Below are 13,041 nucleotides of genomic sequence, written 5' to 3' on the forward strand. Positions count from 1 at the left end.
TCGGACGACAGATCAAGGTCTGTCGGTCTCGTAAAAAACGATCAAATGGAAAAGCAGCACAGCGGATCAGAGCAACACCACGTCGTATTGTTCCTGGGAGTACATGGTTTCAACCTGAAAGCGAATCGTGCGGCCAATAAAGCCTTCCAGCTCCGCAACGTTGCCTGACTCTTCGTCCAGCAGCCGATCAACCACCTTCTGGTTAGCCAGAACTCTATAGCCTTCGGCCTGATAGGCCCGCGCCTCTCGTAAGATTTCCCGAAAAATCTCGTAGCAAACCGTTTCCGGGGTTTTCAACTTGCCGCGCCCCTGGCAACTGCTGCACGGCTCACACAGCACTTGTTCAAGGCTTTCGCGGGTGCGCTTGCGGGTCATCTGCACCAGGCCCAACTCGGTGATACCGATGATGTTGGTCTTGGCGTGGTCGCGCTCCAGCTGTTTTTCCAGAGTGCGCAATACTTGGCGCTGATGCTCTTCATCTTCCATGTCGATGAAGTCGATGATGATGATCCCGCCAAGATTGCGCAGACGCAGTTGGCGGGCGATGGCGGTGGCCGCTTCGAGGTTGGTCTTAAAGATGGTTTCTTCAAGGTTGCGATGGCCGACAAAAGCCCCAGTGTTGACGTCGATGGTGCTCATGGCTTCCGCCGGGTCTACCACCAGGTAGCCCCCAGACTTGAGCGGCACCTTGCGTTCCAGGGCTTTCTGGATTTCGTCCTCGACGCCATACAGGTCGAAAATCGGCCGCTCGCCTGGGTAGTGCTCCAGGCGGTCGGCAATTTCCGGCATCAACTCAGCGACAAATTGCGTGGTGCGCTGGAAGGTTTCCCGCGAATCGATCCGAATTTTCTCGATCTTTGGGCTGACCAAATCTCGCAGAGTACGCAGCGCCAGGCCGAGGTCTTCATAGATGACACTCGGCGCGCCAATCGTCTTGATCTGGGCAGCGATCTGATCCCAAAGACGGCGCAGGTAGCGGATATCCATGAGAATTTCATCAGCACCGGCACCCTCCGCAGCGGTACGCAGGATAAAGCCACCAGCCTCCTTGATACCTTCCAGGGCAACGCAGTCGCTGACGACCCTTTTCAGACGCTCACGCTCGCCTTCATCTTCGATTTTCAGGGAGATTCCCACGTGGGCAGTGCGTGGCATGTACACCAGATAACGTGAGGGAATCGACAACTGGGTGGTCAGGCGCGCGCCCTTGGAGCCGATCGGGTCCTTGGTGACTTGTACCACCAGGCTTTGCCCTTCATGCACCAAGGCGCTGATGCTTTCGACAGCCGGGCCTTCGCGCAGAGAGATTTCCGAGGCATGGATAAACGCCGCACGGTCCAGGCCGATGTCGACGAACGCCGCCTGCATGCCCGGCAACACCCGCACGACCTTGCCTTTATAGATATTGCCAACGATCCCGCGCTTCTGGGTGCGCTCGACATGCACTTCTTGCAGAACACCGTTTTCTACCACCGCCACGCGCGATTCCATCGGCGTGATATTGATCAGAATCTCTTCACTCATGGCTGGGTCTCGTTCAGGCGTTTTCACAATAGTGGCCGATCGCTTGGGTTTGGCGCTGGGGTAGGCGTTTAGCACGCGCTAAGATTTTGCCAACAGGGTATGCCGAAATGGCCCAGCACCTCGAAGGTTTCGCATACGGGCAAACCGACGACGGCGGAATAACTGCCATTGAGTCCAGCCACAAACACAGCCGCCAACCCTTGGATAGCATAGCCGCCGGCCTTGTCCTGAGGTTCGCCGCTGTGCCAGTAAGTGGTGGCTTCCTGCGCTGAGATCTGGCGAAAGCGCACGCGACTGCTGACCAGCCGCGTTTCGCAACACTGATCATCCAGCAGGGCGATGGCGGTGAGGACTTCATGTTCACGATCAGAAAGAGCCAGCAACATGGCCAGGGCGTCGGCCTGATCCAGCGGTTTGCCGAGTATCCGGCCGTCGAGGACCACTGCCGTATCGGCACCCAGTACACAGGCGCCCGAAGCATCCGCCAACGCAGCCAAGCCCGCCGCAGCCTTGCCACGAGCCAAGCGTTCGACGTAGGACGCAGGCAATTCATCTGTCAGGGGAGTTTCATCAATAGCGGCACTGACTACAGTGAAAGGCACACCGATTTGTGCCAGCAGTTCACGCCGCCGAGGTGAGCCGGATGCCAGATAAAGCGAGTTCATTCCAGACTCTCCCTGTAGGGTTCGATAACCAGGCAGAGCCTCGCGATCCGTTCAATTGATTTTATAGCGGCGACTCAAGCCACGCAGGCCAAAGCTGATCCAGGGCCAGAGCAAGGCACTGACCAAGGCCGGCAGCACCAGCGCCAGCGTTGGTTGGCGGTTGCCGGTCAGGGCGCTGAGCCACAATTGCACCAGTTGGGCCAGGCCGAAGATCACCAGGATCACCAGGCACTGCTGCCACATCGGGAACATTCGCAAGCGCTGCTGCAACGACAACACCAGGAAGGTAATCAGGGTCAGGATCAGGGCGTTCTGGCCGAGCAGCGTGCCATACAGTACGTCTTCCGCCAGCCCCAGGCACATTGCCGTGACCATGCCAACCTTGTGAGGCATCGCCAGCGACCAGAATGCCAGCAGCAATGCCAACCATAGCGGGCGCAGGATTTCCATGAATTGCGGCAGCGGTGAAACGCTGAGCAACAGGCCAACGGCGAAGGTCAGCCAGACGATCCAGCCATTACTAGAGTGAGTGCCGGCCATTATTGTGCCCTCTGCCGAGTGGTTGCAGGAGCCGCAGCCGGTGGTTTGGCTGCGGGGGGTGTCACAGGTGGCTTGGCGGGACGCGAACCGGGAACCACGGGGTTGGCCGGGGTTGCCACTGGCGCGGCAGCAGCCGGTATCGCCGCAGGCGTGCCAGGCACAGCCGGTTTAGGCACCGTCGCAGGAATGATCGGCGTGACAGCGTTTTGCTTGTCTTGCGCTTCCTGAGCCTGGGCGGCCTCGTTAGCGCGCTCTTCCGCGGTGCGGTTGTCGCTGAACACCAGCAGCAGGTAGCGGCTGCGGTTCAACGCGGCTGTGGGCACGGCGCGGACAATGGCGAACGGCTGGCCGGAGTCGTGGATCACTTCCTTGACCGTCGCCACGGGATAGCCCGCAGGGAAACGCTGACCCAGGCCGGAACTGACCAACAGGTCGCCTTCCTTGATATCGGCGGTATCCGCTACATGACGCAATTCCAGGCGTTCCGGGTTACCGGTACCGCTGGCAATCGCCCGCAGGCCATTGCGGTTAACTTGTACCGGAATGCTGTGGGTCGTATCTGTGAGCAAAAGTACCCGGGAGGTGTACGGCATCAACTCCACCACCTGGCCCATCAAACCACGGGCATCGAGCACCGGCTGGCCAAGAACCACGCCGTCGCGCTCACCCTTGTTGATGATGATGCGATGGGTGAAGGGGTTGGGGTCCATGCCGATCAACTCGGCCACTTCGACCTTCTCGTTGACCAGCGCGGAAGAGTTGAGCAACTCGCGCAGCCGAACGTTCTGCTCCGTCAGAGCCGCGAGCTTTTGCATGCGCCCTTGCAGCAGCAGGTTTTCAGTTTTGAGTTTTTCGTTCTCGGCGACCAGTTCGGTCCGGCTGCCAAACTGGCTGGCCACACCTTGCCATAGCCGTTGCGGCAGGTCAGTGATCCAGTAGGACTGCATCAAAACCAGCGACATCTGACTACGCACTGGCTTGAGCAGTGTGAAGCGGGCATCGACCACCATCAGCGCGACCGATAGCACGACCAGCACCAACAGGCGCACGCCCAACGAGGGACCCTTGGCGAAAAGCGGTTTAATAGGCCGCTCCTCCCAGGCAAATGTTTACTTTATTCATACGGCATCAAACCGGCCTGGATGCAGATTGAAGAAGATAAACGCCAACAGGCAGCACTGCAAAGTGCTGCCTGCGGGCGAAGCATGAACGATCCAGGGAATCTTATTCGCTGGAGAGCAGGTCCATGGTGTGTTTATCCATCATTTCCAGTGCACGGCCACCGCCACGAGCGACGCAGGTCAACGGGTCTTCGGCGACGATCACCGGCAAACCGGTTTCCTGGGCCAGCAACTTGTCGAGGTCGCGCAACAAGGCGCCACCACCGGTCAGTACCAGGCCACGCTCGGCGATATCGGAAGCCAGTTCCGGCGGCGATTGCTCCAGGGCGCTCTTCACAGCCTGAACGATGGTGGCCAGGGACTCTTGCAGAGCCTCCAGCACTTCATTGGAGTTCAGGGTGAAGGCACGTGGAACGCCTTCGGCCAGGTTGCGACCGCGAACATCAACTTCGCGAACTTCGCCGCCCGGATAAGCGGTGCCGATTTCCTGTTTGATGCGCTCGGCGGTCGATTCGCCGATCAGGCTGCCGTAGTTGCGACGCACGTAGGTGATGATCGCTTCGTCGAAGCGATCGCCGCCAACCCGCACGGATTCGGCATACACCACACCATTGAGGGAAATCAGGGCGATTTCAGTGGTGCCGCCACCGATATCCACCACCATCGAACCGCGAGCTTCTTCAACCGGCAGGCCGGCACCGATCGCAGCAGCCATAGGCTCTTCGATCAAGAACACTTCACGAGCACCGGCACCAAGGGCCGATTCACGGATGGCACGACGCTCCACCTGGGTGGATTTGCACGGAACGCAGATCAGCACACGAGGGCTGGGCTGCAGAAAGCTGTTTTCGTGAACCTTGTTAATGAAGTACTGCAGCATCTTCTCGCAGACGCTGAAGTCGGCAATCACACCATCCTTCATAGGACGAATGGCAGCAATATTGCCTGGTGTACGGCCGAGCATGCGCTTGGCCTCGGTGCCGACGGCAACGACACTTTTCTGATTACCATGGGTCCGAATGGCCACAACCGATGGCTCATTCAGGACGATACCGCGCTCGCGCACGTAAATAAGGGTGTTGGCAGTGCCCAGGTCGATGGAAAGATCGCTGGAAAACATGCCACGCAGTTTCTTGAACATGGGAAAGGGACCCTAGGCAACGCGTGGGTAAAAAAGTGCGGCAAACTCTAACAACGACAGGGATTTTGGGCAAGGCGCCAATATGTTAAATTAGCCGACTTTCTGTGCACCAACCCCCACAATCGCGGCCATATGACCGTAGAAATGCGGTAGTGTTCCGACAATCTAACACACGGATAGCTTCCGTTCTGTTTTCCACTGGAGAATCCCATGGCGCTTGAACGCTCCGACGTGGAAAAAATCGCTCATTTGGCCTGCCTGGGCCTTAATGAAGCCGATCTTCCACAGACCACCGCAGCCCTGAACAGCATTCTCGGGCTGGTTGACCAAATGCAGGCCGTCAATACCGACGGCATCGAGCCCCTGGCTCACCCACTGGAAGCCAGCCAGCGCCTGCGCGCTGACGTCGTGACCGAATGCAATCATCGCGAGGCCTACCAGTCCATCGCACCAGCGGTCGAAAACGGCCTGTATCTGGTTCCGAAAGTCATCGACTAAAGGGAAAGAGCCTGCAATGCATCAATTGACTCTGGCCGAGATCGCCCGCGGTCTCGCCGATAAAAAGTTTTCATCCGAAGAGCTGACCAAGACCCTACTGGCCCGTATCGCCGAGCTCGATCCAAAGGTCAACAGCTTCATCAGCCTCACCGAAGAACTGGCCCTGAGCCAGGCCAAAGCCGCCGACGCCCGTCGCGCCAACGGTGAAAATGGCGCCCTGCTGGGCGCACCGATTGCCCACAAGGACTTGTTCTGCACCTTGGGTATTCGCACCAGCTGCGGCTCCAAGATGCTCGACAACTTCAAGGCGCCCTACGACGCCACCGTGGTCGCCAAGCTGGCCGCTGCCGGGTCTGTAACCCTGGGCAAGACCAACATGGACGAATTCGCCATGGGTTCGGCCAACGAGTCGAGCTACTACGGCGCGGTGAAAAACCCGTGGAACCTGGAACACGTGCCCGGTGGTTCATCCGGTGGTTCGGCTGCGGCAGTTGCAGCTCGTCTGATACCTGCCGCCACGGCCACCGATACCGGCGGATCGATCCGCCAGCCGGCAGCGTTCACCAACCTCACCGGACTGAAACCGACCTACGGTCGTGTTTCCCGCTGGGGCATGATTGCCTACGCCTCCAGTCTCGATCAGGGCGGTCCTTTGGCGCGCACTGCCGAAGACTGCGCAATATTGTTACAAGGCATGGCAGGCTTCGATGCGCAGGACTCCACCAGCATCGATGAACCGGTGCCGGACTACAGTGCCAGCCTCAATACCTCGATCAAAGGCCTGCGCATTGGCGTGCCGAAAGAGTATTTCAGCGCCGGCCTCGACCCGCGCATCGCTGAACTGGTGCACAACAGCGTCAAGGAGCTGGAAAAGCTCGGCGCAGTGATCAAGGAAATCAGCCTGCCTAACAACCAGCATGCGATTGCTGCTTATTACGTGATTGCCCCGGCAGAAGCTTCCTCCAACCTGTCGCGGTTCGACGGCGTACGCTTCGGTTATCGCTGCGAAGACCCGAAAGACCTCACCGACCTTTATAAGCGCTCCCGTGGCGAAGGTTTCGGCGCCGAAGTACAGCGCCGGATCATGGTCGGCGCCTACGCTCTGTCAGCCGGCTACTACGACGCGTACTACCTCAAGGCGCAAAAAATCCGCCGCCTGGTCAAGAACGATTTCATGGCTGCGTTTGAAGAAGTCGATGTGATTCTCGGCCCAACCACGCCCAACCCGGCATGGAAGATCGGCGCCAAGAACGACGACCCAATTGCCGCGTATCTGGAAGACTTCTACACCATCACTGCCAACCTCGCGGGTCTGCCGGGCTTGTCCATGCCAGCAGGTTTCGTCGACGGTCTGCCGGTCGGCGTGCAATTGCTCGCCCCGTATTTCCAGGAAGGCCGCCTGCTCAATGTGGCGCACCAGTACCAGTTGAACACTGACTGGCACACTCGCACCCCTACTGGCTTCTGAGGAGAACACTATGCAATGGGAAGTCGTGATCGGGCTGGAGATTCATACCCAGCTCGCCACCCAATCAAAGATTTTCTCCGGCAGCGCCACCACGTTCGGCGCAGGGCCCAATACCCAGGCCAGCCTGGTAGACCTGGGCATGCCCGGCGTGTTGCCGGTGCTGAACCAGGAAGCGGTGCGCATGGCGGTGATGTTCGGCCTGGCAATTGATGCCGAGATCGGTCAGCACAACGTATTCGCCCGCAAGAACTACTTCTACCCGGACCTGCCCAAGGGCTACCAGATCAGCCAGATGGAATTGCCGATTGTCGGCAAGGGCCACCTGGACATCCCGATGGAAGACGGCACAGTCAAACGCGTCGGCATCACGCGCGCGCACCTGGAAGAAGATGCCGGCAAAAGCCTGCATGAAGAGTTCAATGGCGCTACCGGCATCGACCTGAACCGTGCTGGCACGCCACTGCTGGAAATCGTCTCCGAGCCAGACATGCGCAGCGCCAAGGAAGCCGTGGCATACGTCAAGGCGGTCCACGCACTGGTGCGCTACCTGGGCATCTGCGACGGCAACATGGCCGAAGGCTCGTTGCGTTGTGACTGCAACGTGTCGATCCGTCCAAAAGGTCAGGCCGAGTACGGCACCCGCTGCGAGATCAAGAACGTCAACTCGTTCCGTTTCATCGAGAAGGCGATCAACACCGAAGTACGTCGTCAGATCGAACTGATCGAAGACGGCGGCAAGGTGATCCAGCAGACCCGCCTGTACGACCCGAGCAAAGACGAAACCCGCTCCATGCGCAGCAAGGAGGAAGCCAACGACTACCGTTACTTCCCCGATCCAGACCTGTTGCCGGTGATCATCGAGGATTCATTCCTCACGGACATCCGCGCGACCCTGCCGGAGTTGCCACCGCAAAAACGCGAGCGCTTCCAGGAACAGTTCGGCCTGTCGGTCTACGACGCCAGCGTGCTGGCTTCAAGCCGCGAGCAAGCGAACTACTTCGAGAAAGTGGTAAGCATCGCCAGCGACGCCAAGCTGGCGGCTAACTGGGTGATGGTTGAGCTGGGCAGCCTGTTGAACAAACAGGGCCTGGAAATCGACGAAGCTCCAGTCTCAGCCGAGCAATTGGGCGGCATGTTGCTGCGGATAAAGGACAACACCATCTCCGGCAAAATCGCCAAGACCGTGTTTGAAGCCATGGCCGCAGGCGAAGGCAGCGCTGACGAGATCATCGATAAGCGCGGCCTCAAGCAAGTGACTGACAGCGGCGCGATCTCGGCGGTGCTCGACGAGATGCTGGCAGCCAACACCGAACAGGTCGAACAATACCGTGCGGCGGATGAAGCCAAGCGCGGCAAAATGTTCGGCTTCTTTGTCGGCCAGGCGATGAAAGCCTCCAAAGGCAAGGCCAACCCGCAACAGGTCAACGAACTGCTGAAAAGCAAACTCGAAGGCTGATAGCGGCGGCCTCTCTGTAGGAACCGGCTTGTGTGGGATCTGGCTTGCCCGCGATGCAAACGCCTCGGTCTGTCAAAGACACTGAGGTGATGCTATCGCAGGCAAGCCAGATCCCACACAAGTCGGTTCCCGCATTAATTTCGGGGACATCTTGAATGAAGCGTCTACTCGGCCTCTGGGCCCTGTTCTCTCTGCTCACCGGTTGCGCCAGCGGCCTCATCGACCCCAACGGCTACGACGAAACCGGCACCGCCTCCTATTACGGCGCCAAACACCACGGCAAACGCACCGCCAGCGGTGAACCCTTCAACCAGAATGCCCTGACTGCTGCCCATCCTCGCCTGCCCTTTGGCACGCGGGTGCAGGTCACCAACCTCAGTAACGATAAAAGCGTCGTGGTCCGCATCAACGACCGTGGCCCACACACCCGTGGCCGCCTGATTGATCTTTCACGCAAAGCCGCCGAGCAGTTGGGTATGCTGCGCAGCGGGACCGCGCGCGTTCGCGTGCAAGCCCTGAACGACTGACCGAGGGAGCCCTGACCATTTCCGGATTAACCGCTCTCTCGTCCTTAAGCATGATCGAACTCATCAGCGGCCTGGTGCTGCTGATTGCCGGTGCCGAAATCCTGGTGCGCACTTCCGTGCGGCTGGCTGCCGGCCTCAAGGTGCGACCGCTGATCATCGGCTTGAGCATCGTCGCTTTCGGCAGCAGCGCGCCGCAAATGGCCGTCAGCCTGCAAGCCACCCTGGCTGGCAACACCGACATCGCCGTGGGCAGCGTGATCGGCAGCAGCATCTTCAACATCCTCGTCACCCTCGGCCTCTCGGCGCTAATCATTCCCCTGCGAGTGTCCCGGCAACTGGTGCGCCTGGACATCCCGGTGATGATCTTTGCTGGACTGCTGGTGTTCGTCCTCGCCGCCAATGAAGAGCTGACACCTGTTGATGGCCTGATGCTGCTGACGGCGCTGGTGGCCTACCTTGGCCTGTTGCTGTACCAGACCCGCCATTCACGCCGCCCTCGCACCCGTGACACGGTGGTACAGGCACCGTGGCTGAGCAGCTTGCTGTGGATGATCGGCGGGCTCGTGTTGCTGGTGTTCGCCGGGCACCTTCTGCTGCGCGCGGCAGTAGATGTGGCCAGCGACCTTGGCCTCTCCGAGCGGGTCATCGGCCTGACCATCGTCGGCGTCAGCACCTCGTTGCCCTGCCTGGCAACTTCGCTGATTGCCGCCCTGCGCGGTGAACGTGAAATTGCGGTGGGCAACGTGATCGGCAGCAACCTGTTCAACCTGCTGGGCGTGCTGGGCTTTACCGCCCTCGTCGCACCCTCTGCCCTATCGGTCTCACCCAATGCCCTGGACTTCGACCTGCCAGTGATGCTCGGCGTCGTCGTATTGTGCCTTCCAGTATTCTATTCCGGCTACCGGATCACCCGGGCCGAAGGTTTGCTGCTACTCGCGCTGTACCTGGCGTATGGGCTGCATATGGTGTCGTTCACTACCGGCATGCCCCTGGCCAATAAGCTGGAACAACTGATGCTGTATTACGTCCTGCCGGCGCTGGTGGCCTTTGTGTTTTTCACCTCGCTGCGAGCCTGGCGCCGCCAACACAAGAGGGAATCGTAATGACCGATCAAAAAAAACCAGGCGTGGAAATGCGCCGTCAGGTGATGGGCGATGCCTTCGTCGACCGCGCCCTGGGCAATGCCACCGACTTCACTCAGCCGCTGCAGGACTTCGTCAACGAACACGCCTGGGGCAGCGTCTGGAATCGCGAAGGCTTGCCGCTGAAAACCCGCAGCCTGATCACTCTCGCCGCCCTGACTGCCCTCAAGTGCCCGCAAGAACTTAAAGGCCACGTACGTGGCGCGCTGAACAATGGCTGCACGGTAGAAGAGATTCGCGAGGCGCTGCTGCATTGCGCGGTGTATGCCGGCGTACCGGCGGCGGTTGATGCGTTTCGGGCGGCGCAGGAAGTGATCGACAGTTACCAGCAAAATCCAGTGTAGGTGCGCGCAAGCTCGCGCCTACACCCAGCCACCCGCCTGCAACACGAAGATTCCGATATTGGTGGTCACCGCCGCCATCAGCGTGGTGATCACAATAATCGCCGCTGCCAGTTCATGATTGCCCTGCGCTGCGCGGGCCATAACAAAGCTGGCCGCCGCCGTCGGGGCACCGAAGTACAGGAACAGAATCCCCAGCTCCGGCCCACGGAACCCGCACAGCCAGGCACCGAGGGTTGCCAGCACTGGCAGGACGATCATCTTCAGCAGGCTGGCGCTCAACGCCATGTCACCGCTTTTGCGCAGAGCCGCCAACGACAAGGTACCGCCAATGCAGATCAATGCCAGAGGCAAGGTCATGTCTGCCAGGTATTGGCCGGAGGTTTCCAGCCAGCCGGGCAAGCCGATCTGGAAGTAGGCAAAGGGAGCCGCGACGATCACGCTGATGATCAAGGGATTGGCCACCACGCTCTTGCAGATGCTCCACGGGTCGGATTTGATCACCGGGCTGTAGACCGCCAGGACGATGGTGGACAAGGTGTTGTAGAACAAGATCACCAGTGCCGCGAGGATCGCCCCTAGGGAAATCCCGTAGTCACCGTACATGCTGGCTGCCAGTGCCAGGCCAATTACTCCGTTGTTGCCACGAAACGCGCCCTGGGCATAGATGCCACGGTCTTCCCGTGGGCAACGAAAGATCGCCCAGCTCCAGGCCAAGGCAAAACTCAACACGGTGGCGATGGCGAAGTAAATCAACAATCCGGGTTTAAGCGCCGAGTGCAGGTCGGCATGGAGAATACCGAGGAACAGCAACGCAGGCATGGTGACGTTGAACACCAGGGACGAGGCCGTATGGATAAAGTTGTCATTGATCCAGTTAATGCGCTTGAGCAGCACACCGAGGAACAGCATGGCAAACACCGGCGCGGTGATGGCGAGGGTTGCGAAGAAGATAGCCAGCATGCCGGGGAGAACCTTAAGCGAGCGTCAGTAGGTGGCTAATGATAAGCCACTTTCACCCTGATGTTCCCACGCCCTGCGTGGGAACAATCGTCAGGTAATAGGCGCTGGATTGAACAAGGTAATGTCGTTATACAGTTTGTGCCGCTCGGCCCAGGTCTGCTTCTTGCCGCTGGCCACGTCCAGATAGAAGTGGAACAACTCCCAGCCCAATTCCTCAATCGTCGCGCGACCAGTAGCAATCCGCCCCGCATCGATATCGATCAAGTCCGGCCAGCGCTGAGCCAGTTCGGTACGGGTCGAAACCTTCACCACCGGCGCCATCGCCAGCCCATAGGGCGTGCCGCGACCAGTGGTAAACACATGCAGGTTCATCCCCGCCGCCAGTTGCAAGGTGCCACAGACAAAGTCACTGGCCGGCGTCGCGCAAAAGATCAGCCCACGGCGCTTAAAGCGCTCCCCCGGGCCGAGCACGCCGTTGATGGCGCTGCTGCCGGACTTGACGATGGAGCCCAAAGACTTCTCGACAATATTCGACAACCCGCCCTTCTTGTTGCCCGGCGTGGTGTTGGCACTGCGGTCGGCCTCGCCTTTGGCCAGGTAACGGTCGTACCAGTCCATTTCCCGCACCAACTCCAGGGCTACGTCCTGGCTTTCGGCGCGGGAGGTCAACAAGTAGATGGCGTCGCGCACTTCGGTGACTTCGGAAAACATCACCGTCGCCCCCGCCCGCAACAGCAGGTCCGAGGCGTAACCCAGGGCCGGGTTGGCGGTGATGCCGGAAAACGCATCGCTGCCGCCGCACTGCATGCCGAGGATCAACTCCGACGCCGGCACGGTTTCCCGGCGGCGCAGGTCGAGCTTCTTCAAGCGGGTTTCGGCCAGTTGCATGATCTGTTCGATCATCTCGGTAAAGCCGTGGCTGGAATCCTGCAGCCGGTACAACCATGGCTCACTGAGGTCGACCGAGCTGTCGTTGTCGTGCATCACCTGCCCGGCCTGCAGTTTCTCGCAGCCCAGGCTGATGACCAGGGCTTCGCCCCCCAGGTTCGGGTTGCGCGCCAGATTGCGCACGGTGCGGATCGGGATGTAAGCATCCGTCGCGGTGATTGCCACGCCACAGCCGTAGCTGTGGGTCAGCGCCACTACATCATCGACATTCGGGTACTTGGGCAGCAACTCGTCCTTGATGCGCTTGACCGCATGGTCCAGCACGCCCGTCACACACTGCACCGTGGTGGTGATACCGAGGATATTGCGCGTGCCGACGGTGCCGTCGGCATTGCGGTAGCCCTCGAAGCTAAAACCTTCCAGCGGCGCCTGGGCCTCGGGCACTTCGGTGGACAGCGGCAAGCTGTCCAGGGGCGGTGCTGTCGGCATGCGCAACTGATCTTCCTGGACCCAACTGCCCCGTGGAATCGGCTGCAAGGCGTAACCGATGGTCTGTCCGTAGCGAATGATCTGACCGCCCACGGGGATGTCTTCCAGGGTCACCTTGTGGCTTTGGGGGATGAAATCGATGGTCACCAGGCCGTCCGGGAACTCGGTCCCGGCCGGCACGCCCTGGTCGTTGACCACAATCACCACATTATCGCGCTCGTGCAAACGAATGGAGCGCGGCGAGTCGGCATGTTCAATCAACTGCATGACGCGGGCCC

13 protein-coding genes are annotated in these 13,041 nt (G+C 59.8%); 6 read left to right on the top strand and 7 right to left on the bottom strand.

Annotated features, from left to right (window positions below; translation table 11 throughout):
• Window positions 1-66: 66 nt before the first annotated feature.
• The 5 genes from rng to mreB form a co-directional block, all read right to left on the bottom strand.
• Window positions 67-1,524, bottom strand: a complete 1,458-nt coding sequence (gene rng / locus AAEZ06_RS01280) for a ribonuclease G (protein WP_133099889.1) — start codon at window positions 1,522-1,524, stop codon at window positions 67-69.
• A 68-nt stretch (window positions 1,525-1,592) separates the two neighbouring features.
• Window positions 1,593-2,189, bottom strand: a complete 597-nt coding sequence (locus tag AAEZ06_RS01285) for a Maf family protein (protein WP_149410874.1) — start codon at window positions 2,187-2,189, stop codon at window positions 1,593-1,595.
• A gap of 51 nt (window positions 2,190-2,240) precedes the next feature.
• Window positions 2,241-2,729 carry a rod shape-determining protein MreD gene (mreD, locus tag AAEZ06_RS01290; RefSeq protein ID WP_149410873.1) on the bottom strand — a complete coding sequence of 163 codons (489 nt, stop codon included), beginning with the start codon at window positions 2,727-2,729 and terminating at the stop codon, window positions 2,241-2,243.
• The gene (mreC, locus tag AAEZ06_RS01295; protein WP_149410872.1) at window positions 2,729-3,814 is read right to left on the bottom strand and encodes a rod shape-determining protein MreC; all 1,086 of its coding nucleotides are present in this window, start codon (window positions 3,812-3,814) and stop codon (window positions 2,729-2,731) included. Before mreC ends, mreD begins: the two co-directional genes overlap by 1 nt.
• Before the next feature lie 139 nt (window positions 3,815-3,953).
• The gene (gene mreB / locus AAEZ06_RS01300) at window positions 3,954-4,991 is read right to left on the bottom strand and encodes a rod shape-determining protein MreB (protein ID WP_002555108.1); all 1,038 of its coding nucleotides are present in this window, start codon (window positions 4,989-4,991) and stop codon (window positions 3,954-3,956) included.
• A 210-nt stretch (window positions 4,992-5,201) separates the two neighbouring features.
• Between mreB and gatC the strand changes: the two genes are divergently transcribed.
• The 6 genes from gatC (at window position 5,202) to AAEZ06_RS01330 (ending at window position 10,426) form a co-directional block, all read left to right on the top strand.
• Window positions 5,202-5,489 (top strand): Asp-tRNA(Asn)/Glu-tRNA(Gln) amidotransferase subunit GatC, encoded by a 288-nt coding sequence (gene gatC / locus AAEZ06_RS01305; RefSeq protein ID WP_133099893.1) that lies wholly within the window; start codon window positions 5,202-5,204, stop codon window positions 5,487-5,489.
• A gap of 16 nt (window positions 5,490-5,505) precedes the next feature.
• Entirely contained in the window at window positions 5,506-6,957 is a 1,452-nt protein-coding gene (gene gatA / locus AAEZ06_RS01310; protein WP_149410871.1) for an Asp-tRNA(Asn)/Glu-tRNA(Gln) amidotransferase subunit GatA, read from the top strand.
• Window positions 6,958-6,967: 10 nt separating this feature from the next.
• Window positions 6,968-8,413, top strand: coding sequence for an Asp-tRNA(Asn)/Glu-tRNA(Gln) amidotransferase subunit GatB (gene gatB / locus AAEZ06_RS01315; protein WP_149410870.1), 1,446 nt, complete (start codon window positions 6,968-6,970; stop codon window positions 8,411-8,413).
• Window positions 8,414-8,568: 155 nt separating this feature from the next.
• Window positions 8,569-8,940 (top strand): septal ring lytic transglycosylase RlpA family protein, encoded by a 372-nt coding sequence (locus AAEZ06_RS01320; RefSeq protein WP_149410869.1) that lies wholly within the window; start codon window positions 8,569-8,571, stop codon window positions 8,938-8,940.
• Window positions 8,941-8,990: 50 nt separating this feature from the next.
• On the top strand, window positions 8,991-10,043 hold the full coding sequence (locus tag AAEZ06_RS01325) for a calcium/sodium antiporter (protein ID WP_149410868.1): 1,053 nt from the start codon (window positions 8,991-8,993) through the stop codon (window positions 10,041-10,043).
• Entirely contained in the window at window positions 10,043-10,426 is a 384-nt protein-coding gene (locus AAEZ06_RS01330) for a carboxymuconolactone decarboxylase family protein (RefSeq protein ID WP_149410867.1), read from the top strand. The genes AAEZ06_RS01325 and AAEZ06_RS01330 overlap by 1 nt, the downstream gene beginning before the upstream one ends.
• 18 nt (window positions 10,427-10,444) lie before the next feature.
• Here the strand turns inward: AAEZ06_RS01330 and AAEZ06_RS01335 are convergent, their stop codons facing one another.
• Both AAEZ06_RS01335 and garD read right to left on the bottom strand, forming a co-directional pair.
• Window positions 10,445-11,386, bottom strand: a complete 942-nt coding sequence (locus tag AAEZ06_RS01335; RefSeq protein ID WP_149410866.1) for an AEC family transporter — start codon at window positions 11,384-11,386, stop codon at window positions 10,445-10,447.
• A 90-nt stretch (window positions 11,387-11,476) separates the two neighbouring features.
• Window positions 11,477-13,030, bottom strand: a complete 1,554-nt coding sequence (gene garD, locus AAEZ06_RS01340) for a galactarate dehydratase (RefSeq protein ID WP_149410865.1) — start codon at window positions 13,028-13,030, stop codon at window positions 11,477-11,479.
• Window positions 13,031-13,041 lie beyond the last annotated feature (11 nt).

Origin of the sequence: Pseudomonas sp. HY7a-MNA-CIBAN-0227 (assembly GCF_040310325.1) — a bacterium.
Classification (GTDB): Bacteria; Pseudomonadota; Gammaproteobacteria; order Pseudomonadales; family Pseudomonadaceae; genus Aquipseudomonas.